The following is a 19814-nucleotide window of genomic DNA, read 5'->3' on the forward strand; positions in this document are numbered from 1 at the left end:
TGCCCCTGGCAAGGTAGGCTGTCGACTCGTCCTGGGCGCGTAGCTCAGCGGTAGAGCGCCGCCCTTACAAGGCGGATGTCGGCGGTTCGAAACCGTCCGCGCCCACCAGTCGCAGGACACGACTAAGGCCCAGGTCAGCGGGTAGGTTCCCGGAAACCTGGGCCTTGATCTTTCTCGGCTGTTCGCAGCCGCCGGTTACGTGAGACAAGTGGGCCCATGCGGCGTGAGGGGCGGGGATGGTCGGACGTTGGTACGCAGCCCTGGGCCTGAATGTGCTCCTTGGGATCCCAGGTGTGATTCCGATGTGGATGCTGTGGTACCTCGCGGCGAACTGGCCGCTCGCCGACCTTGGAGTGACCACGCGGGAGCCGACGGAGAACGACGGTCTGGCTGTAGGTCTGGCGGTCTTCGGGCCCGTCATCGCAGCGTGCGCGCTTCTGTGGTGGTTGGCCAATCGACCCCTTGCCCGCCGGACCCAGCTCGCAGCGCACCACTACTGGCTGCTCAGCGTCCTGGGCGTATTCCTACCCACCGCAGCGCTGATGGCCAACTCAATCTGACCTGGTGTGACCACGGCCGACGGCTCAGGCGTTGGGACGCTTGCCGTGGTTGGCCTTCTTCTTCTTGCGTCCGCGTCGCTTATTGCCTCGCTTGGACATGGCATCTCTCCCTGATGCAGGACTTTCTGATGCAGGACTTTCCATGCCTTCGCCAGTCTAAATTTGGCCTGTTGCGTCCGCATCACCGTGGCCCAAGCCATGTCGGCGCCGCCACCTGTGTGGCGAAAGGGCGTCCCACTCGGCGGGGTGCTTCTTTCCGCCAGGCAGTGGTGCTCTCCGGTGTGTCCTCGCCTCAGTCGTCCCGCTCGCTGTCCGGCGGTGTCTCCTGCGCGTGCTTCAGCTTGGCTCGGGCGTCCACGCGGTCGGGGCCGGTGAGTTCCGACCAGTAGCGGTGGGTGCTGACGAAGATCGCGAGTTCTCGTTCGCGGCGGCGGAGCTTCTCGACCTCGGCCTGCTCGTCGGCCGTCCAGCCGGGGGAGGCGGGGCGTTCGATCTTGCGCCAGGCGCCCGCGTCGCTGAAGCCGTCCAGGGGCACGACCGACCAGGGGAGCCGCTTCAGCAGGGCCGACAGTTCGGCCCGGACCTGATGCAGCTCCTCCTGACCGGCGCGGAGGTCGCTAGGGAAGTCGTAGGTCGTAGCCACGGCAGTAATGCTACGCCTGTTCGATTTCGAGTGGCGAGTTTCTTGTGGCGGTTCATGCGAACGGGTGTGGCTGAGCGTCCTTCAGTCCAGAGCGATGCGGGCAGCGACCGGTAGGTGGTCGCTGCCGGTCGCGGGCAGGGTGTGGATGTCGTCCACGGTCGCAGAACGGGCCATGACCTGGTCGATCCGGGCCAGCGGGAAGGCGGCGGGGAAGCTGAAGGCGAAGCCGCGCTCCGCGACGTTCATCCGTGAGGTCAGCGGGGCCAGCGCACGGTCGTCGACGGTGCTGTTGAGGTCGCCCAACAGGATCGCCGTTCTCAGCTTCTCCGCGGCGATGGCCTTGCCCAGCAGGCCGGCGCTCTCGTCGCGCCGGGAGGAGGCGAGGCCGCTCGCCCCGACTCGGACCGAGGGCAGATGTGCGACGTACGCCGCGATGTCGCCGTGCGGCGTACGGACCACGGCCCGCAGCCCGCGGCTCCAGGACTCCGTGATCTCCTCGGGCTTGATGTCCACCGGCCGGGCACCGGTGAGCGGAAACTTCGACCAGAGCCCGACCGTGCCTCGAACCGCGTGATACGGGTAGTCCGGAGCCAGCGTCTTCTCGTAGACCGCCAGCGCCGGGGGCACCAGCTCCTCCAGCGCGATGAGATCGGGCCCGGCGCCGGCCAGGGCGCGGGCCGTGCCCGCCGGGTCGGTGTTCTCGTCGCTGACGTTGTGCTGCACCACGACCAGATCGTGCGCGCCGGGCTTCGCCGCGGGCAGGAGCAGTCCGCCGAAGAGGTACGTCCAGGCCGCCACAGGCAGCAGCAGGGCCACCAACGCGAGAGCCGAACGGCGCAGCAGGGCCAGGCCGAGCAGCGCCACGACCGCCAGGCCGAGCCACGGCAGGAAGGCTTCCAGCAGGCTGCCCAGGCGGCCCACGGAGTTGGGCACCGCCCGGTGGGACACCAGCAGCCCGGCGGTCAGCACCGCCAGCGCGGCGAGTACCCGCCCCCGCCGCCACCAGGCCGACCGGCCCCACGCGTCCCCCGTGGAGTCCGGGCCCGGGACCCGCCGCCCGGCCCGGCGCCGCATCGCTGTCTTCACCGTCGACGTCACACCGCTCTCCGCCCGCTCCATCATCACCGCCCATCCGCTAGCCCTCGCTCCCCAAGACGAGCCGGCGGGTGATTCAGTTTCTGCCTTTCAGCGCCATCGGCGACACGCAGCGCAGCGTCACTCGCCTCCGGCCGGGGCGTTCCCGCTGATGTGCGGAATCGCCGACCGACCCCGCGAACGCCCACAGCGCCCTCGCCGCCCACAGCGCCCCCGCCGCCCGCGCGGAGACCTGCCCGCGCGGAGACCTGCCCGTGTGGAGACCTGCCCGTGTGGAGACCTGCCCGTGTGGAGACCTGCCCGCGCGGAGACCTGCCCGTGTGGGGACCTCCCGTGTGGGGACCTCCCGTGTGGGGACCGCCCGTGTGGGGACCTGCCCGCGCGGAGACCGCCCGCGCCGAAAGTGCCCGCCGCCGTCTGACCGCACTACCGGTGTCTGACCGCACTACTGGAACGTCTGTACCTCCACCGAGCTCGCTCCGCTCAGGACCCTCGCCGTGAACGCGGCCAGTTCGGCCCGCAGGTGCTCTCGGGGCAGGTGTCGCGGGCCGGCCAGGTGGTCGACGAGGTCGGCGCGGACCGCCGCCAGCAGGGCGTGAGCGGTGAAGTCGCTGCCGGGGAAGTCGGGAAGCCGGTCCAGGGTGTCCCGGAGGGTGGCGTGCCACCAGTCGTAGTGCTCGGTGCGGTAGGGGCTGTTGCCCGCGCCCGCCTCCTCCAGGGCGAGGGAGAGGTGCCGGTGGTCGAGCTTGAAGCACAGGAGGGCGTCGAGGAGGGCGGGGACGCGTTCCAGGGGCGGCGTGTCGGGGCCGAGGGGGCGGGGGTCGGCCGTGACGGCCTCGCGGATCGGCTCGAGCCGGGCGTCGTACAGGGCCCGGATCAGGCCCGGGCGGTCGCCGAAGCCGCGGAAGAGCGTGCCCTTGCCGACGCCGGCGGCGGCCGCGATGTGGGCCATGGTCACCTGCTCGGGGCTGTCGCTCTCGGCGAACAGCCGGTCCGCCGCCGCGAGTACGGCCTCGCGGTTGCGCGCGGCGTCCGCACGGGGCTTGCGCTCGGGCACGCCACATCCTCCAGAGGTCAGTTGCCGGTTGCATAAGCGGACCGCCGGTCCGTATCTTGGGGGCCGGTAAGCGGACCGCCGGTCCGCATAGTCTCGTATCGTATCCGAGGGGACACCCATGACCACACCCACCCAGCCCGCGGAGCTGTACCGCCACGGCCTGCGGTTGCTGCTCGACAAGGACATCCCCGCCTGGGTCGACCTGTGGGACGACGACGGAGTGTTCGAGTTCCCGTTCGCGCCCCCGGGGTGGCCGAGGCGGCTGGAGGGCAAGGCCGCCGTCGCCGACTACATGCGCGGCTACCCCGACCACATCGACCTCCAGGACTTCCCCGACCTGAAGATCCACCGGACCGACGACCCCGGGACCATCGTGGTCGAGATGCGCGGGGTGGGACGGCTGGTGAAGAGCGGAGCGCCCTACGACATGACGTACATCGCCGTCGTGACGGTCACCGACGGCCGGATCACGCACTACCGCGACTACTGGAACCCCCTCGCCCTCCCCCAGGACGGCACGGCCGACTTCACGGAGGCGGGCGACCGATGACCACGACCCTGGTTCTCGGAGCCACCGGCACCACCGGCAGCCGCGTGTGCGCACAGCTGGCCGCGCGCGGAGTCGCGGTCAGGGCGGCAGGCCGACGGGCCACCACCGGGCCGGGAGCGGTGCGCTTCGACTGGTACGACCCCGCCACCCACGGCGAGGCGCTCAGCGGCGCCGACCGCGTCTACCTCGTCCCTCCCCTGGCCACCGCCGCACCCGCCGACGTCATGCTCCCTTTCCTGGAGCAGGCGCGAGCGGCGGGCGTACGCCGGGCCGTGCTGCTCAGTTCCTCGGCGATTCCCGCCGGAGGTCCGGCCGTCGGGCAGGTGCACCAGGCGTTGCCCGCGCTGTTCGACGAGTGGGCGGTGCTGCGGCCCTCGTGGTTCATGCAGAACTTCACCGGCGACCACCAACACGCCCGCACGATCCGCGAAGAGGGCGTCATCCGGACCGCGACGGGCGAGGGGCGCGTGGCGTTCGTCGACGCCGACGACATCGCGGCCGTCGCCGCCCACGCGCTGACCGACGCCCAGGCACCCGACGCCGACCTGGTCATCACCGGCCCGGAGGCGCTCAGCCATGCGGAGGTCGCCGCGGTCCTCACCGAGGTCACCGGGCGTACGGTCGCCCACCACCCGCTGGGCTACGAGCAGATGCGCGACCGCCTCGCGGCGACCATGCCGTACGAGTTCGCCACCGTGCTCGCCGACCTGGACCGGGCGATTGCCCAAGGCGCCGAGGACCGCACCACCGACACCGTGCGGCGCCTCACCGGCCGCCCACCGCGCAGCTTCCGCGCCCATGTGGAGCAGGCCCATGTGGAGCGGATCCATGTGGAGCGGGCCCACGTGGAGCGGCCCCATGTGGAGCGGACCCGCCCTCGGTAGGCTCGGGCCATGGTGCAGAGCAAGGCCGAAGACGTCGACACGTATCTCGCCGAGGTGCCGGAGGATCGCCGGGAGGCGCTGAGCCGGCTGCGGGCGCTGTGCCGGGGGGAGTTGGCCGGGTTCCGTGAGGTGATGGCGTACGGCATGCCCGCCTATGAGCGGGACGGCACCGCCGAGATCGCCTTCGCCAGCCAGAAGCAGTACATCTCCTTCTACTTGATGCGCAGTGACGTCCGGGAGGCCTTCGAGGAGCGGCTGGCCGGGCAGGACATGGGCAAGGGCTGCCTGCGGTTCCGCAAGCCCGAGCTGATCGACTTCGATCTGGTAAGCGACCTGCTGAAGGCCACGGCCGCCGGGCCCGGGCAGATCTGCTGAGCGCGGATCACGCGACGGGAAGCAGCCGGACCACGCCCCACACCGCGTAGAGCCGGTCCACGCCCCACACCGCGTAGCCGGACCACGTCCCACACCGGCTCAGCCCCACCACACCCCACACCGCGCAGAGGGTGGTGTGGTGGCGGAGGCAGGCGGGAGACTGGGGGCATGTGCCGCAGCATCAAGACGCTTCGTCCGCCTGTGTTGCCCGAGGAGGCCACTGAGGCCGACATCCGGGCCGCCGCTCTGCAGTATGTGCGGAAGGTTTCCGGGTTTCGGGTGCCTGCCGCGCACAACCAGGAGGTTTTCGATCGGGCCGTTGATGTGATCGCCGAGGCCACGGCGGAGTTGCTGGACGGGTTGGAGGTGCGGGGGCAGGGCGCGGCTCGTAAGGCGGGGTAGGGCGCTACGCCGACGTCCTCGGCCGGCGCATCAGGTACGTCGCCGCGGCGCCCGCGCCGAAGAGCGCCAGGACCGAGACGCCCGTCGCCAGCCATGTCGTACCCAGCCAGTGGGCGCCGAAGTAGCCGAGGGCGACGCTGTACGTGGCCCAGGTGAGGCCGGCCAGGGCCGACCAGGGGACGAAGTCCCGGGGGCGGCGGTGGGCGGCGCCGGCGGAGAGGGAGACGACCGAGCGGCCGGCCGGTGCGAAGCGGGCCAGGACGACCAGGGCGCCGCCGCCTCGGGCCAGGGCCATGCCGAGACGTTCCTGCGCGGTGCTCAGGCGGGGTGAGCGGGCCAGCGCGCGGTCCAGGCGGGCGCCGCCGCGCCAGGCGAGGCGGTAGGCCACCAGGTCGCCCAGCACGGACGCGGTGGTGGCGCAGAGCGTGAGGAGCAGGATGTCGGGGACGTCGGCGGGGACCTGACCGGTCGTCGCGCCCGAGCCCGCGGCGGCCGCCGTCGCCGCCATGATGACCAGCACCCCGCTCGGCAGTACCGGAACGAACACGTCGAGCAGGATTGACGCGCCCACCATGGCGTAGATCCATGGACTGCCTGTCAGTGACCCCACACTCTCCAGCACCGCTACTCCCCGTCATCCCCCGTGAGCCACACAGCGTACGCCTGGGGTGTGACAGAAGGTTCACGGGGGGCTCGTGTGGTCGGTACGGGATGTTCACTCCCGTACCGACCACACGACTCCCCGTTGCGTCCGGTCAGGCCGCGAGCGGCGACTGCTGTGCTTCCTTCGACGTCTCCGGGCTTCGCTCGGCCCCACCGCGCCGGGCGAACAGGGCGTCCAGGCCGAGGGCGCCGGAGCCGGTGAAGACCAGCAGGAACATGGCCCAGCAGAACAGGGCCGCGGACTCGCCGCCGTTCTCCATCGGCCACAGGGCGCCCGGCTGGTGGACCTTGAAGTACGCGTACGCCATGGCGCCGGACGCGATGAACGCCGCGGCCCGGGTGCCGAGGCCGAGCATGACCAGGGCGCCGCCGACGAGCTCGATGACGCCGGAGTACCCGGTGGGCCAGGTGCCGACGGACACCGTCCCGCCCTGCCCGTCGGCGCCACCGAGGACCCCGAAGAGCTTGGCGGCACCGTGGCAGAGGAAGAGCAGGCCGATCACGATCCGGAACAGGCCGAGGACGTACGGCTGCGCGCTGTTGAGGCGTGCGGTCATGTGGGGGGCTCCTACGGTCGGACACGACAGGTCACGGCTGACCTGTCGTGGATGTAATCGAACAGGAGCCGAGCGTAGGCAACCTCACGCAGTACTTGCAACTTCAACAACCTGTCGGTTTGCTGTCGTCCGTACGTCCGTCACGACGTCCGTCACCGTGCGCAGCACGGCCCGCGCCACCGCGTCCGCGTCCGACAGCGTCACCGAGTCCACCCCGGGCCGCGCCCCCGCCGCCGTCACCCAGTGCACCCCCTCCGTGGGCACCCCGAACGCGAACCGCCTTTCGTGCGGCCTACCTTGACGGTCCATCAGGCGATACGGGCGCCGGGTCACGTCCAGCCCACCCGTCTCGTACCCGTCGACCGTGTGCGGCCGGCACTGCCCGGACTCCAGAAGCCGGGCGAGCAACTCGTCGCCGGTGCGCCGCAGGTCGGGTTCCGGCAGCCGCGCCTCTATGAGAGTCGTCACCCGCACCGCCGAGCCCGGCACCTCCGGCGAGTGCGCCACCCACGCCCCGTCCGCGCACCGCACCTGAAGCCGTGGCCCGAGCACCTCCACCACCCCGGCCTCCATCAGCGCTGCCAGTTCCTCGATGCGGCGCCGGGGCGGGCCGATGGAGAGGAAGGCGTTGAGCGGGGTGTACCAGCGGTCCAGGTGGTCCCGGCGGGACACGCCCGTCAGGCCGGCGTGGTCGACGATCAGCCGGATCTCGTTGCGCAGGTCGCGCAGCACGTCGAGGGCCGCCTTCAGCGGGCCGCGCACATTGCCCAGCGCGGCCTGGGCGGCGTCCTCGCGCAGATACGACCGCAGCCAGTCCCGCCAGGACCCGGGCCCGTCGAAGGTACGCCCCGCGTACGGCCGCGATATTCGCTCCCAGGACCAGCGGTCGGCGGCCGCAACCCCGAACTCGTCCAGCAGACGGGCCTCCTGGGGGTCGCCGTGCGCAACGGCGAGGTAGCGATCGACGAACGCGCGCGGCCCGCCCGGTGGAGCGGCGTACCCGCCCAGCAGCGCGGCGTAGTAGACCGTCTCGACCTCCTTCGCCACCAGCGGCCATATCTCCGCCAGGAAGTCGGGCGCGTCCCCGGAGTCCGCGCGCTTGCGGAAGCCCCCGATCACCTCCGGGGTGAGGACGAGGGGTTCGTGACGGCCGTACGGCCCCTTGGCGTTGTCGCCCCGCGCCTGGTACGGGACGCCGCGCCGGGAGGCGGCGTACAGGCGCGGCTCGCGGCCGGAGGGGACATACCGCAGTCCGTCCTCACCGCCGACGAAACGGCCGCCGCGGCCGGTGGTCAGCAGGGCCATGTGGTCGAAGAAGTTCAGGCCCAGGCCGCGCAGCAGCACCGGTTCGCCGGGGGAGAGCGGGGTCAGGTCGACGTCCGCCGGATTGGCGGGCGGGATGTACCGCAGGCCGTTCCGGGCGGTGTACGAGGCCTGCTGCCGCTGTTCCGCGTCCGGTGCCGTCGGCAGATGGCCCTGCGCGAGGACGACGGCCGCGAGCCCGGTCAGCACCCGGCCGTCGTCCAGCGCGAGGACCTGACGGCCGTCGGGGCCGTCGTCGAGCCGGACCGCGCGGGCCGCGTGGGTCTCGACGCGCACCGCGGGCGGCGCGTTGTGCACCACCCGCGCGAACACCCACTCCAGATAGCGGCCGTACTGCGCCCGGGTCGGGTAGTCGTCGGGCCCCAGCGCACCGCCCGCCCACTCGTACAGGCTCGGGCCCGGGCGGATCGGACCCGAGCAGTCCACGCTCTCGTCCGTGAACAACGTCACCTGCGAGGCGACCGTGTTCATCAGCAGCTCGGCCGACTGCGCGGTGCGCCAGACGCGTCCGGGGCCGGGCGGTGCCGGGTCGATCACGTGGACCGTCAGCGCCATGCCCGGCGGGAGGAGTTCGGCGGCGGAGGCGCACAGCCGCTCCAGCACGCTGGTGCCGCGTGGCCCGGCACCGACCATCGCGATGGAGACCGGCGAAGCCCCCGATATGGAGGCCTCCGACATGGATTCCGCGGTCGGTGCAGACAAAGCGGTGACTCCCGGGCAGGTGGGGCGCAGTGCGGCGAACCGCCCGCGGGAAGCGGACGGCTCGCCTCATCATGCCGTCGGGGACACCAGAAGCCAACGCGCGTCCCACAGGTCCCGGATGCACCTCAGATGTCCCTCATGCGGTGGTGAGAACCGACTCCTCCACGGTCGTGAGCCGCGCTCCGCCCCGCCCGTCCTCCTCGGCGTGCTCCAGCCGCAGCCGCGCCGAACGCCCGTTCAGCGTCAGCGTCATGAGCTGGTTGCCGAACCAGGGCCCGCCCGTGCAGCGCCAGTCGATCGGCGGCTGCGGCACCTTGCCGTGCCCCGCGATCCGGCGGCCCAGGAAACGCGCCGCGCCGCTCCAGCCGAACCGGAAGCCCATCCGCAGCACCAGCGGGATGGAGTTGTGCACCGGCGAGCAGGTGAGCTGCAGCACACGCGCGTCCGGCCCGCCGGAAGGCCACTCCGGCTCGGCCACGTACGCGTGATGTACGTCTCCCGACAGCACGCACACGCTCGCCGGTGCCCCGTCGCCCGAGCCCGCCTCGGCGACCAGCGCCGCCAGCGCCTCGAAGGACTCCGGGAAGGCCGACCAGTGCTCCAGGTCCGCCGCTCGCCGCATCGTCTCGCCCCAGCGTGCCCAGCGCGCGCCCTTCTCGCCCCGGCACAGCGCGGCGTTCCATCCCTCGGCGTCGTGTATCAGGTGCGGCAGCAGCCAGGGCAGGGAGCTGCCGATGAGGAGATGGTCGTACGACCCGGGCTCGTCCAGCGCCTCGTTGCGCAGCCACGCCTCCTCCCCGGCGTCGAGCATCGCGCGCTTGCCCTCCGCCAGGACACGGCCCGCGCGGGTGTCGACCATCAGCAGCCGGACGCGCCCGAAGTCCCGCCGGTAGCTCCACCGCACGGACGTGGGGTCGGCGTCGGCCTCGGTGGCGAAGGCGCGCAGCAGCTCGGTGGCGTCCGGGGTGTCCCGTACGGCCGCGTAGAGCGGGTCGGCGGCCAGTTCGGCCGGGGAGAGGTTCCCCAGGTGCTGGTGGACCCAGTACGACATCAGGCCGCTGACCACCCGCTCCTGCCACCAGTCGGTGGCGCGCATGTCGGCGAGCCAGGAGGCGGAGGTGTTCCAGTCGTCGATGACGTCGTGGTCGTCGAAGATCATGCAGGTGGGCACGGTGGACAGCAGCCAGCGGACCTCGGAGTCGAGCCAGGACTCGTAGTAGAGCTGGGTGTACTCCTCGTAGTCGGCCACCCCGCTGCCCGGTGGCTCCTTCAGGTCGCGGCGGGAGGCCAGCCGGCGCTGGGTGGCCTTGGAGGTCTCGTCGGCGTAGACCTGGTCGCCCAGGAGCAGCAGGACGTCCGGGCGTTCGGCCGTGGGGTCGGCCGCGACATGGGCGGCCAGGGTGTCCAGGGCGTCGGGGCCGACCGGGTCCTTGCCGTCGGCCGGGGGCGCGGCCCAGCGGCAGGAGCCGAAGGCGACGCGGACGGTGTCCTCGGCCCACCCGGCGCGGATCACGGAGGGCGGGAACGGCGAGTCGGGCAGCGGCCACACGCGCGTGCCGTCGAGCAGTACCTCGTACTCCGTGGTCGTCCCGGCCGTCAGGCCGGTCACCGGCACGAGCGCGTAGTGATGGCCCGCGACCTGGAAGGTGCGGGCCGTGCCGTGGGCGCCGTCGGCGCAGCGCACCTCGGCGGTGCACGGGCGGGTCGCCTCGACCCAGACGGTCGCGGTCGATCCGTCGACGTATCTCAGCAGTGGTCCCAGGCGCAGTGCCGCCACGTGTTCGCCCGCCTTTTCTCTGGTCGGCCCGCCACGCGGCGCGCCTCCTCCGTCGCCCCGTACGGTACGGAACGACGGAGGCCGGCGGGCAGGTTTCCGCGCCGGAAATTCGCGCGGTGGCTCAGCAGGAGGCCAGGTAGTTGGTGAGCGCGCTCTTCTCGGCCGGGTCGACCGAGAGGTCGTAGTAGTACTTCACCTGGACCCAGGCGCGCACGTAGGTGCAGCGGTAGGCGGTGCGGGACGGCATCCAGGTGGCCGGGTCCTGGTCGCCCTTGGCCTGGTTGACGTTGTCGGTGACCGCGATGAGCTGCGGGCGGGTCAGGTCGTTGGCGAAGGACTGGCGGCGGGAGGTGGTCCAGCTGTCGGCGCCGGAGTCCCAGGCCTCGGCGAGCGGGACGAGGTGGTCGATGTCGACGTCGGAGGCGGCGGACCAGGTGGCGCCGTCGTACGGGGAGTACCAGCTGCCGCTGGTGGCGGCGCAGGAGGAGTCGGTGACGACGCCGGAGCCGTCGCGCTTGAGGACGGTCTCACGGGTGTTGCAGGCGCCGGACTGGGTGATCCAGTGCGGGAAGAGGTCGCGGTTGTAGCCGGTGCGGTCCTCGCTCGCCACGGTGAGCTGGGCGAGGTAGGAGCGGGCGGTGGCGCCGCTGACCGGGGTGGGGAGGGCGGCGGAGGCGGTCGGGGCGTTGAACAGGGCGACGGAGGCGGCGAAGGCGCTGATCGCCGCGACTATGCTGAGCCGTCGACGCGCGTAGAACCTGGGCATGCGAACTCCCTTTGGAGTGTGGGGGTGTTGGCGTGCGAGCGAGGGAATGCTGTCGGTGCCGTGTTGCGAACGGGTGTGCGTTCGATGAGAAGTTAGTGACGCGTGCATGACACGACAAGGTTCAAGACCGAACTTTCGGCTTTCGGGCCGTCGCGTACCATGGGGGCGCAGAAGGGGAGTAGCTCTTCGCCGGACCGTCGACATACTGCTCAGCCCGCTCCGTCCAGGAGTCTGAGCCGGCGCCCGGAGGCGGGCCTCGATGACGAGGTCGGCCAGCGAGACCTTCGGCAAGCAGTACACGCCCGTGCCCTACGGCACGGGTGCCACGTGTGCTGCCGTGCCGAGGTCTGATGTTCGCTCCACGACTCTCGGCCGGTGGCCCCGACCGATTGAGGAACCTTGATCAGCCTCACCGTCACGGCGCTCGTCTTCGGCGTCGTCTTCCTGGCCGAACTGCCCGACAAGACCGCACTCGCCGGGCTCGTCCTCGGCACCCGTTACCGCGCCTCGTACGTCTTCGCCGGGGTCGCCGCCGCCTTCGCGCTGCATGTCGCGCTCGCCGTCGCGGCGGGCAGTGTGCTGACGCTGTTGCCGCAGCAGCTGGTGCACGCGCTGACCGGTGTGCTCTTCCTGGGCGGCGCGGCGATGCTGCTGATGAAGAGGGACGACGGCGAGGAGGAGATCCGGGGGCCTCAGGACCAGTCCTTCTGGAAGGTCTCCGGGGCCGGGTTCATGCTCATCCTGGTCGCCGAGTTCGGCGATCTCACGCAGATCATGACCGCGAATCTCGCGGCGCGGTACGACGATCCGCTCTCCGTCGGCCTGGGTGCGGTGCTGGCGCTGTGGACGGTGGCCGGACTGGGCATCGTCGGCGGCAGGGCGCTGATGAAGCGGGTGCCGCTGGGGCTGATCACGAAGATCGCGGCGATGCTGATGCTGGCCCTCGGTGTGTGGAGCCTGTGGGAGGCCGTGGCCGGCTGAGCTGAACGGTAGGTGAAGGCTTGGCTACGGCGGTGGCGGGAGCGCGGCTTGTTTTGTACCGTAGAGGAACAAAGTGGCTCCCGCCCGTTTTCCCTGACCGGCGGGCGGGGCCGCCTTGTTCCCCGGGGCCGGCGCCTTCGCCGCCCCTCACCCGCGTTCTGGAGCTGCCGATGACGGCCACCACCGTGCTCACCGCCCGCGCCCTCCTGCTCGACATGGACGGCACCCTCGTCAACTCCGACGCCGTCGTGGAGCGCATCTGGCGACGGTGGGCCGAGCGGCACGGGCTGGACGGGGACGAGGTCATGAAGGTCGTGCACGGGCGGCAGGGGTACGCGTCGATGGCGGTACTGCTGCCCGACCGCCCGATGGAGCAGAACCTGGCGGACAACGCCCGGATGCTCGCGGAGGAGACCGCCGACATGGACGGCGTCGTCGCCATCCCCGGTGCGGCGGACTTCCTGGCGTCCCTGCGCGGGCTGCCGCACGCGCTGGTCACCTCGGCGGATGTGCCGCTGTCGACGGCGCGGATGGCCGCGGCGGGGCTGGCGCTGCCGGACGTACGGGTGACCGCCGAGTCCGTCGGCGCGAGCAAGCCCGATCCCGAGGGGTTCCTGAAGGGGGCCGCCGAGCTGGGGGTGGCTCCCGCGGACTGTCTGGTCTTCGAGGACTCCGGGGCGGGTATCGCGGCGGGGCGTGCTGCGGGGATGCGCGTTGTGGGGGTGGGGGCGCGGGCCTCGGTTCATCGGCCGGATGTGCTGGTGGGGGATCTGAGTGGGGTGCGGGTCGAGGCTGTGGGGGATGGGGAGGTTCGGGTTTCGTTCGGGTAGGGGCCGACCTCGGATGGGGGTCGGTGGGGGCTTCGGGTAGCGGTCGGCGGGGCGGCGGCTTGGGGTTTTGTTCGGGTAGGGGCCGGTGGGGGCGGCGGCTTCGGGTTTCGTTCCGGTAGGGGCCGGTGGGGTAGGGATGCGTGCCTCGGGGGGCCGTGAGCGATCACGAGTGGTGTGACGACAGGGACTGCCGGGATGCGGTCCAGCAGGGCAGCGGGCGGCACGGTGGGGTTGGGCGGCGATTGCCGGTGTGACAGGTCTCCTTGCCGCGGCTGTGATGGTCCTGGTCGTCGTCGGGTTGGTCGTCGTGGTCGCCCTCGGATACGTCGTGCTTTCCCTGGACTAGCGCCGGGTTCGCCGATCCGTCGGCGTCAGGGCTCCGACGTCTCCGACTCCAGTTTCTGCCTGGTCTCCTCGCCGTAGACGCCCAGTTCGTCGGTCTGTACGCCGCGTGCCCACTGGTAGTTGCGCACGGCGTGCTCGACCTCTCGTGTGTAGTGGCCGTGAGGGTCGTCGTTGTAGAGGTACAGCTGGCGCAGGCGGAGTTGGAGCTCTGTGACCTCGGGGCCGGAGTCGCCTTCGCGGAGGGTCGGGGCGGGCTCGTCGCGGTCGGAGGGTGTCAGGGAGTCCGTGGTGCGAGCCGTGGGTGGGGGCGACTGGGGCGGGGTGAGGGAGGGAGTCGGGGACGCCGGGGGTGTGGTGAGCGTCTGGGGCGGGGTTGGGGTTGGGGTGGGTGTCGGAGACAGGGGCTGCGGCGTCGGGGTCGTCCCCGACGAGGTTGTTGCGGTGGGGCTCGGGTTCGGCTGCGGCTGTGTCGTGCGGGCCTGCGGGACTGCTTCCCGTACCGACTCCGGAGCCGCGCCGTCGCGGGTCGGGGGCTCGTACGAGAACAGGCCGCTCGCGAAGCCGGCCGCCGCGGCCACCGTGATCACCGCGCCGGACGCCGCCAGCAGTGCCGTGCGGCGGCGAGAGGTGCGGGGGCGTGCTTCGGGTTCCGTGGCCTCCGTGGTGGGCGGAGCGGGTGGCTGGGGCAGTGGGGGAAGCGGCAGGGTCAGCTCCGCCGGGGGTCCTGCCTCGGTCGGCGTGTCCGGTGTGGTGGCGTCCAGCGCCACGTAGGGGCGTATACGCAGCGGGTCGAAGTCCTCCGCCGCCGCCTGTTCCGCCGTGCGCGCGTCGCGCAGGGCTTCGGCGGCGCGTTCGCCGCAGGCGCAGGACGGGGTGTTGTCCGCCCCCCTGGGCGCCCCGCACTCCGGGCACTGGTGTCCCTTCGGCTTCGCCACCCGTCCGTCCCTCCCCTCGCGGCCCAGTGGTCCCAGAGATTATGCAGATCCCGTGCGCATCCTGTTCCGGGAGCCCCGGGAATCGCGTCGGAATGGTGTCGGAATGGCCGCCTCCGGCCGCCTCGTAGCGGGACTCCGACGGCGGGCCTTGTGGCTCGACAGGCCATAACGGGCCATACCGCCCACGATGGAGGGGATGACGGCTCGCGGGCCGGGCAGCCTCGGAGGTGTGCATGGTCGGGGAAGCGCGTGGCAGGGCCGCGCAGGTGCCGGGTGCCGTGGACAAGGAGCAGGTGCCCGGGAACGTGCTCGTGTCGATCGGTGCGCTGCTGCTCGGCATGTTGCTCGCCGCGCTCGACCAGACGATCGTGGCGACCGCGCTGCCGACGATCGTCAGCGAGCTCGGCGGATTGCAGCATCTGTCCTGGGTGGTCACCGCGTATCTGCTGGCCTCGACCGCCGCGACGCCGCTGTGGGGCAAGCTCGGTGACCAGTACGGGCGGAAACGGCTGATCCAGGCCGCTGTCGTGATCTTTCTGGTCGGCTCCGCGCTGTGCGGGATCGCGCAGAACATGCCGCAGCTCATCGCGTTCCGCGCGGTGCAGGGGCTGGGTGGGGGCGGGCTGATCGTGCTGTCGATGGCGATCGTCGGGGATCTCGTGCCGCCGCGTGATCGTGGTCGGTATCAGGGGCTGTTCGGTGCGGTGTTCGGGGCGGCGAGTGTGCTCGGGCCGTTGCTGGGTGGGGTGTTCACCGAGCATCTGAGCTGGCGGTGGGTCTTCTACATCAACCTTCCGGTGGGGGTCGTCGCGTTTGCCGTGATCGCGAGCGTGCTGCGTGCGCCGCGTGTGGCGACCCGGCATGTCATCGACTATCTCGGCACCTTTCTCATCGCCGGTGTCGCCACCTGTCTGGTGCTGGTCGCTTCGCTCGGCGGCACCACGTGGGGGTGGGGTTCCCCGCAGATCGTGGGGCTGGCCGTGTTGGCGGGCGTGCTGGTGGTCGGGTTCGTCGCTGTGGAGCGGCGGGCGGCGGAGCCTGTGCTGCCGTTGAAACTGTTCCGTGTCCGCACGTTCGCCCTCGCGGCCGCGATCAGTCTGATCGTCGGGTTCGCGATGTTCGGTGCGATGACGTATCTGCCGACCTTTCTTCAGGTCGTCCAGGGTGTCTCGCCCACCTTGTCGGGTGTGCACATGCTGCCGATGGTGCTGGGGATGCTGGTGGCCTCGACCGGGTCCGGGCAGATCGTCAGCAGGACCGGGCGGTGGAAGGTCTTTCCCATCGTGGGGACCTTTGTCACCACCATCGGGCTGCTGCTGCTCGACGAGCTCGACGAGCACAGCTCCGACGTGGTGATCGGCGGCTCGTTGTTCGTGTTCGGTTTCGGGCTCGGGCTGGTCATGCAGGTGCTGGTGCTCGTCGTGCAGAACGCGGTGCCGTACGGGGATCTGGGCGTCGCCACCTCCGGGGCGACCTTCTTCCGGTCGATCGGGGCGGCGTTCGGGGTCGCGGTGTTCGGTGCGGTCTTCGCGGGGCGGCTCGATGATCAGCTGGCGTCCGCTTTCCGTGGTGTGCCGCTGCCGGGGGGTGTGTCGATCGAGGGGCTGGAGGCCGATCCGCGGAGTATTGCCGAGCTGCCGGGGGAGCTGCGGGGGCGGGCGCTGGATGCGTACGCGTCGGCGATCACGGATGTGTTTCTGTACGCGGCTCCTGTCGCGTTCCTCGGCTTTGTGCTGGCGTGGTTCCTGAAGGAGGACCGGTTGCGGGTGTCTGTCACCGCGCCCGATGTCAGCCAGACGCTGGCCAGCAATCCGGTGGAGCGGTCGTCGTACGACGAGGTGTGCCGGGCGTTGTCGGTGCTCGGGACGCGGGAGGGGCGGCACGAGGTGTACCGGAAGATCACCGCGCGTGCGGGGTACGAGCTTGTGCCGGCGGCGAGTTGGCTGCTGCTGCGGATCAAGAGGTATGGGCGGGTGGAGCCGGGGGTGCTCGCGGAGCGCAGTGCCGTGCCGCTGGGGGTCATCCTCGACGGGGCCCGTCAGGTGGAGGAACGTCGGCTGGCTGTGCGGGACGGGCTTGATCTGGTGCTGACCGAGCAGGGGCGGGTGGTGGCCGAGCGGTTGGCGCGGGCGCGGGAGGAGTCGCTGGCGGAGTTGCTCGGGGACTGGTGGGGGCCGGAGCGGCCTACTGATCTGGTGCAGCTTGTGCGGGAGTTGAACGAGGAGTTGTGTGGGTCGGATCGGGAGCAGCCGCATGAGGGGCGGGTGGGGGTGCGGTTTGGGTGAGGGGTGCCTGCGGCGGACTGCTCGGGTTTGGTGGGGGTTGCTGTAGCGCTTGCGGCGGACTGCTCGGGTTTGGTGGGGGTTGCTGTCGCGCTTGCGGCGGACTGCTCGGGTTTGGTGGGGGTGCGCGTAGTGCCTGCGGCGGCCTGTGCGGGTTCGGTGGGGTTGCTGTAGCGCCTGCTCGGGTTTGGTGGGGGTTGCTGTCGCGCCTGCGGCGGCCCGTGGTTGCTGTAGCGCTTACGGTTCGTCGTGGTGCGGGGCCGCGCCGGGGGGTGTCCGTCCTCGGAACGGCGCGGAATCGGTCACTTACCAACTTGCCCGGGTTGACGCGCCAACCGCTGCGGGCGGACACCCCCCGACACGGCCCCTTCCCGCCGTGGGCGAGTGCGGCTGTCTCGTGGGGTCAGGTGAGTCGCTTGCTGAACCAGTGTTCGGCGTAGAGGGCCGTGTTGTGCGGCTCCGTTTCCTCGTAGCCGAGGCGGGTGTAGAGGGTTCGTGCCTCTACGAGGTCGGTTCTGGTGTCGAGGATCATGCGGGTGGTGCCCAGGGTGCGGGCGGCCTCCTCGGCGGCGGTGACCAGGCGGGTGGCTCCGCCCCTGCCGCGTAGGTGGGGGAGGAGGAAGACGCGGGTGAGTTCGGCGGTGGTCGGGTCGGGGGTCAGGCGTATGGCTGCTGTGCCGGCCGGTTTGTTCTCGTAGCGGGCGAGGAGCAGGTGGGTGATGTCGTCGCCTGTGTTGGCGGCGATCTCGCGTTCCAGTTCGGCGGGGTCGGTCGGGTGGCCCTGGTGGAGTAGGTACCAGCGGTCGCTCACCTCTGTGTAGTACGCCCGCCAGAGTGCGACGGCGTCGGGGGAGTCGGGGGATTCCGGGGTGATCGTCCAGGTCATGGGGGCATTGTCGGGGGCGTCGTTTGGGTGGGGGTGTGTGGGCTACCCGGTCAGCGAACCGGCCCGGGGATGGGTCGGTGGGTCGAGAACCCGGAAGGCATTCATGTCCACTGGCTGGATCATTGCTCTGATCGTGATAGTGGCGGCGGTCGCCCTCATCGTGGCCGCCCTGACCCTGCGCGGCCGTGGCGCGGGCGGCGGACGGGACCTGAGGCGGCGCTTCGGGCCCGAGTACGACCGGACCGTGGCCCGGCACGACGGGGATGCGGCGGCTGCCGAGCGTGAGCTCGCCGAGCGCGTGGAGCGGCACGGCAAGCTGCGTGAGCGGCCGCTCGAACCGGCGCAGCGCGAGCGGTTCGAGGCCCGCTGGACGGCCGCCCAGGAGCGTTTCGTCGAGTCGCCGCAGGCCGCCGTGACCGAGGCGGACCAGTTGCTGGCCGAGCTGGCCGGGGTCCGGGGCTTCCCGGACGGCGGGCAGTACGAGGAGCAGCTCGCCGCGCTGTCCGTGCACCACGCGGACCATGTGCACGGATACCGGCGCGTTCACCGCATCGCCGGGGTGAGCGGCGCATCGGACACCGCCACCGAGGAGATGCGCGAGGCCATGGTCGAGGCGCGCGCCCTGTTCGACGACCTGCTGCGTCCGACGCGCGACGACCACCAGGGGCGTCCGCCCGCCGAACGGACCAGGACACCGGCTCACGCGGGCCCCGGACGTCTGCATCTGCCGTGGGCCTTCGGGCGCCACGCGAAGGGGAGTTGAGGCACATGACCGACGTGACACGGCCCATGGGTGGCGGTGAGCCGCCCGAGCCCGATCGCACCGGTGAGGCGGTGCCGGGGACGGCCCGGGAGACCGGAGGTACGGCGCGCGAGGCTCCAGGGACCGGCGGCCCGCTGCGGGAGTCCGGTGTGGGGCCCGGAGGGGCGGCTGAGGCTGGAGGGGCTCGTGCGGCTGCTGGGGCGGACAGGGGTCCGGCCGATCCCTCCGCGCCCACCTCCCGGATGGCCCGGCTGCTGCCGCACGAGGAGACCGACAAGTTCGAGCTGCGGATGCAGCAGGCGGTGTCCTCCTTCGTGGACGGTCCTCGGGCCGCCATCGAGGAGGCGGACCATGTGCTGGAGGAGATCGCGGCCCGGTTCACGGACGCCGTGACCCAGCGGCGGCGTACGCTGCGCAGGTCCTGGGAGGCGACCGACGAGGCCACCCCCGCCACCAGCGACACCGAACAACTCCGCCTCGCCCTGCGGGACTACCGCGAGCTGGCGGACCGGCTGCTGCGCCACTGAGCGGCTATTCGGCCGCCGCCCGGCCCTCGCGCCACCGGCGTACGACATCGTCGACGTCGTACGGCTTCAGGCCCAGCGGGGGGCCGGGCGGCGGCTTGAACATGACGTCGCGGATCTTGACGTTGACGTCCTCGACGATCTTCCGCACGAGCCGCTCCGACGGCGCCCGCAGCGCGGCGAGCAGCGCGTCCTCGGCCTCCTTGCGCAGGGCGAGGGTGGGCGGCAGGACCGAGAGGCCCTCGCGGGCCAACTTGCGCTTGATCCACCACTGTTCGTCGTAGGTCTCCTCGACCTCCTTCGGCAGTGGCTTGCCCGCGCCCGGCAGCTGGGCGAAGTCGCCGCGCGTCTGCGCGTCCCGGATCTGCTTGTCGGTCCAGGACTCGAAGCTGACGCCCGGTGGCTTTCGCTCGGTCATGAGGCCATTGTGCCGGACGCCGCCACGCCGGGCGATTTATCATGCGGCGGCGGCAGGTCAACAGGGCTGCCGGATCTGGACGTTGCAAGGGAGCGCACGTGCTCGAACTGACCATGGCCTCGGTCTCCGGGACGGAAGCGGGCGCCACGGCCGGCATGCTCATGGCCGATGCGCCCAGCGAGCCGGGAACGGTGCTGCGGGTGGGCCGGGACCGGACCGTGTGCCGGCTCGTCACGCCCGAGGACTGGCTGTTCGTCTCGCGGGTGCACCTGGAGTTCCTGTGCGGGCCGGACGGCGGCTGGCAGGTGAGCTGGCTGCGCGGCTCACAGCCGGACCCGTCCTCCGAGGTTCGGCTGATGTCCGGCGAGTACGCGCAGCCGCTCGCCTACGGCGGCACGATGCCGCTGCCCAAGGGCGGCAACGGCGAGATCGTCATCCAGGACCGCACCGGGCCGCGCAGCGTCAACGTCGGCTTCTACCACGAGGCCTGACGTAC

The 19814-nt window shown here is 71.5% G+C and carries 23 protein-coding genes and 1 tRNA gene; 12 read left to right on the top strand and 12 right to left on the bottom strand.

The features are described 5' to 3' along the window. Positions 1-33: 33 nt before the first annotated feature. A tRNA-Val gene (locus tag I2W78_RS28090) sits at positions 34-108 on the top strand. A gap of 194 nt (positions 109-302) precedes the next feature. After that, positions 303-560 carry a hypothetical protein gene (locus I2W78_RS28095; protein WP_307783818.1) on the top strand — a complete coding sequence of 86 codons (258 nt, stop codon included), beginning with the start codon at positions 303-305 and terminating at the stop codon, positions 558-560. Positions 561-584: 24 nt separating this feature from the next. On the opposite strand, the gene I2W78_RS41755 is transcribed toward I2W78_RS28095, so the two are convergent. The 4 genes from I2W78_RS41755 to I2W78_RS28110 all read right to left on the bottom strand — a co-directional run bounded on the left by I2W78_RS41755 (position 585) and on the right by I2W78_RS28110 (position 3355). Further along, on the bottom strand, positions 585-659 hold the full coding sequence (locus tag I2W78_RS41755) for a 50S ribosomal protein bL37 (protein ID WP_109542219.1): 75 nt from the start codon (positions 657-659) through the stop codon (positions 585-587). 193 nt (positions 660-852) lie between these two features. Then, a complete protein-coding gene (locus tag I2W78_RS28100; RefSeq protein WP_196463037.1) occupies positions 853-1203 on the bottom strand; it encodes a hypothetical protein in 351 nt (116 codons plus the stop codon). 81 nt (positions 1204-1284) lie between these two features. Further along, the gene (locus tag I2W78_RS28105; protein WP_230886688.1) at positions 1285-2277 is read right to left on the bottom strand and encodes an endonuclease/exonuclease/phosphatase family protein; all 993 of its coding nucleotides are present in this window, start codon (positions 2275-2277) and stop codon (positions 1285-1287) included. Between the two features lie 466 nt (positions 2278-2743). Continuing rightward, positions 2744-3355 carry a TetR/AcrR family transcriptional regulator gene (locus I2W78_RS28110; protein WP_196463039.1) on the bottom strand — a complete coding sequence of 204 codons (612 nt, stop codon included), beginning with the start codon at positions 3353-3355 and terminating at the stop codon, positions 2744-2746. 118 nt (positions 3356-3473) lie between these two features. Here I2W78_RS28110 and I2W78_RS28115 point away from each other — a divergent pair, with 118 nt between their 5' ends. From I2W78_RS28115 to I2W78_RS28130, 4 genes are all read left to right on the top strand, one after another. Further along, positions 3474-3905, top strand: coding sequence for a nuclear transport factor 2 family protein (locus I2W78_RS28115; RefSeq protein WP_196463040.1), 432 nt, complete (start codon positions 3474-3476; stop codon positions 3903-3905). After that, positions 3902-4789, top strand: a complete 888-nt coding sequence (locus I2W78_RS28120; protein WP_196463041.1) for an NAD(P)H-binding protein — start codon at positions 3902-3904, stop codon at positions 4787-4789. Before I2W78_RS28115 ends, I2W78_RS28120 begins: the two co-directional genes overlap by 4 nt. Positions 4790-4798: 9 nt before the next feature. Then, a complete protein-coding gene (locus I2W78_RS28125; protein ID WP_196463042.1) occupies positions 4799-5164 on the top strand; it encodes an iron chaperone in 366 nt (121 codons plus the stop codon). A 168-nt stretch (positions 5165-5332) separates the two neighbouring features. Then, positions 5333-5566, top strand: a complete 234-nt coding sequence (locus I2W78_RS28130) for a DUF2277 domain-containing protein (RefSeq protein ID WP_196463043.1) — start codon at positions 5333-5335, stop codon at positions 5564-5566. A 4-nt stretch (positions 5567-5570) separates the two neighbouring features. Here the strand turns inward: I2W78_RS28130 and I2W78_RS28135 are convergent, their stop codons facing one another. The 5 genes from I2W78_RS28135 to I2W78_RS28155 form a co-directional block, all read right to left on the bottom strand. Next, positions 5571-6188, bottom strand: a complete 618-nt coding sequence (locus tag I2W78_RS28135) for a DedA family protein (RefSeq protein WP_196463044.1) — start codon at positions 6186-6188, stop codon at positions 5571-5573. 133 nt (positions 6189-6321) lie between these two features. Continuing rightward, a complete protein-coding gene (locus I2W78_RS28140) occupies positions 6322-6786 on the bottom strand; it encodes a DoxX family protein (RefSeq protein ID WP_196463045.1) in 465 nt (154 codons plus the stop codon). 84 nt (positions 6787-6870) lie between these two features. Then, entirely contained in the window at positions 6871-8787 is a 1917-nt protein-coding gene (locus tag I2W78_RS28145) for an FAD/NAD(P)-binding protein (protein WP_196463046.1), read from the bottom strand. A gap of 160 nt (positions 8788-8947) precedes the next feature. Continuing rightward, positions 8948-10588, bottom strand: a complete 1641-nt coding sequence (locus I2W78_RS28150; RefSeq protein ID WP_196463047.1) for an alkaline phosphatase D family protein — start codon at positions 10586-10588, stop codon at positions 8948-8950. Between the two features lie 121 nt (positions 10589-10709). After that, positions 10710-11354, bottom strand: a complete 645-nt coding sequence (locus tag I2W78_RS28155; RefSeq protein WP_196463048.1) for an HNH endonuclease family protein — start codon at positions 11352-11354, stop codon at positions 10710-10712. 399 nt (positions 11355-11753) lie between these two features. On the opposite strand from I2W78_RS28155, the gene I2W78_RS28160 reads away from it, so the two are divergent. After that, positions 11754-12335 (top strand): TMEM165/GDT1 family protein, encoded by a 582-nt coding sequence (locus I2W78_RS28160; protein ID WP_196463049.1) that lies wholly within the window; start codon positions 11754-11756, stop codon positions 12333-12335. A gap of 170 nt (positions 12336-12505) precedes the next feature. Next, on the top strand, positions 12506-13165 hold the full coding sequence (locus tag I2W78_RS28165; protein ID WP_196463050.1) for an HAD-IA family hydrolase: 660 nt from the start codon (positions 12506-12508) through the stop codon (positions 13163-13165). A gap of 371 nt (positions 13166-13536) precedes the next feature. Here the strand turns inward: I2W78_RS28165 and I2W78_RS28170 are convergent, their stop codons facing one another. Continuing rightward, entirely contained in the window at positions 13537-14445 is a 909-nt protein-coding gene (locus I2W78_RS28170) for a peptidoglycan-binding domain-containing protein (RefSeq protein WP_196463051.1), read from the bottom strand. A 233-nt stretch (positions 14446-14678) separates the two neighbouring features. Here I2W78_RS28170 and I2W78_RS28175 point away from each other — a divergent pair, with 233 nt between their 5' ends. Then, positions 14679-16730, top strand: a complete 2052-nt coding sequence (locus I2W78_RS28175; protein WP_196463052.1) for an MDR family MFS transporter — start codon at positions 14679-14681, stop codon at positions 16728-16730. Positions 16731-17130: 400 nt separating this feature from the next. On the opposite strand, the gene I2W78_RS28180 is transcribed toward I2W78_RS28175, so the two are convergent. Continuing rightward, a complete protein-coding gene (locus tag I2W78_RS28180; protein ID WP_196463053.1) occupies positions 17131-17613 on the bottom strand; it encodes a GNAT family N-acetyltransferase in 483 nt (160 codons plus the stop codon). Positions 17614-17716: 103 nt separating this feature from the next. On the opposite strand from I2W78_RS28180, the gene I2W78_RS28185 reads away from it, so the two are divergent. Then, positions 17717-18376 (top strand): hypothetical protein, encoded by a 660-nt coding sequence (locus tag I2W78_RS28185; protein ID WP_196463054.1) that lies wholly within the window; start codon positions 17717-17719, stop codon positions 18374-18376. 5 nt (positions 18377-18381) lie between these two features. Beyond that, entirely contained in the window at positions 18382-18903 is a 522-nt protein-coding gene (locus tag I2W78_RS28190) for a hypothetical protein (RefSeq protein ID WP_196463055.1), read from the top strand. A gap of 4 nt (positions 18904-18907) precedes the next feature. Here I2W78_RS28190 and I2W78_RS28195 read toward each other — a convergent pair whose 3' ends face one another. Beyond that, the gene (locus I2W78_RS28195) at positions 18908-19318 is read right to left on the bottom strand and encodes a DnaJ family domain-containing protein (protein ID WP_196463056.1); all 411 of its coding nucleotides are present in this window, start codon (positions 19316-19318) and stop codon (positions 18908-18910) included. A gap of 98 nt (positions 19319-19416) precedes the next feature. Here I2W78_RS28195 and I2W78_RS28200 point away from each other — a divergent pair, with 98 nt between their 5' ends. Beyond that, on the top strand, positions 19417-19809 hold the full coding sequence (locus I2W78_RS28200; protein WP_196463057.1) for an FHA domain-containing protein: 393 nt from the start codon (positions 19417-19419) through the stop codon (positions 19807-19809). The last annotated feature ends 5 nt before the right edge of the window (positions 19810-19814 follow it).

Source organism: Streptomyces spinoverrucosus (assembly GCF_015712165.1).
Classification (GTDB): Bacteria; Actinomycetota; Actinomycetes; order Streptomycetales; family Streptomycetaceae; genus Streptomyces; species Streptomyces spinoverrucosus_A.

Bases quoted from the DNA above. Each gene is read 5' to 3' on its own strand.
- I2W78_RS28095 (WP_307783818.1), top strand. From the start codon at position 303: ATGTGGATGCTGTGGTACCTCGCGGCGAACTGGCCGCTCGCCGACCTT.
- I2W78_RS28190 (WP_196463055.1), top strand. From the start codon at position 18,382: ATGACCGACGTGACACGGCCCATGGGTGGCGGTGAGCCGCCCGAGCCC.
- I2W78_RS28105 (WP_230886688.1), bottom strand. From the start codon at position 2,277: ATGCGGCGCCGGGCCGGGCGGCGGGTCCCGGGCCCGGACTCCACGGGG.
- I2W78_RS28130 (WP_196463043.1), top strand. From the start codon at position 5,333: ATGTGCCGCAGCATCAAGACGCTTCGTCCGCCTGTGTTGCCCGAGGAG.
- I2W78_RS28120 (WP_196463041.1), top strand. From the start codon at position 3,902: ATGACCACGACCCTGGTTCTCGGAGCCACCGGCACCACCGGCAGCCGC.
- I2W78_RS28180 (WP_196463053.1), bottom strand. From the start codon at position 17,613: ATGACCTGGACGATCACCCCGGAATCCCCCGACTCCCCCGACGCCGTC.
- I2W78_RS28145 (WP_196463046.1), bottom strand. From the start codon at position 8,787: ATGTCGGAGGCCTCCATATCGGGGGCTTCGCCGGTCTCCATCGCGATG.
- I2W78_RS28125 (WP_196463042.1), top strand. From the start codon at position 4,799: ATGGTGCAGAGCAAGGCCGAAGACGTCGACACGTATCTCGCCGAGGTG.
- I2W78_RS28195 (WP_196463056.1), bottom strand. From the start codon at position 19,318: ATGACCGAGCGAAAGCCACCGGGCGTCAGCTTCGAGTCCTGGACCGAC.
- I2W78_RS28115 (WP_196463040.1), top strand. From the start codon at position 3,474: ATGACCACACCCACCCAGCCCGCGGAGCTGTACCGCCACGGCCTGCGG.
- I2W78_RS28165 (WP_196463050.1), top strand. From the start codon at position 12,506: ATGACGGCCACCACCGTGCTCACCGCCCGCGCCCTCCTGCTCGACATG.
- I2W78_RS28175 (WP_196463052.1), top strand. From the start codon at position 14,679: ATGGTCGGGGAAGCGCGTGGCAGGGCCGCGCAGGTGCCGGGTGCCGTG.
- I2W78_RS28185 (WP_196463054.1), top strand. From the start codon at position 17,717: ATGTCCACTGGCTGGATCATTGCTCTGATCGTGATAGTGGCGGCGGTC.
- I2W78_RS28155 (WP_196463048.1), bottom strand. From the start codon at position 11,354: ATGCCCAGGTTCTACGCGCGTCGACGGCTCAGCATAGTCGCGGCGATC.
- I2W78_RS28140 (WP_196463045.1), bottom strand. From the start codon at position 6,786: ATGACCGCACGCCTCAACAGCGCGCAGCCGTACGTCCTCGGCCTGTTC.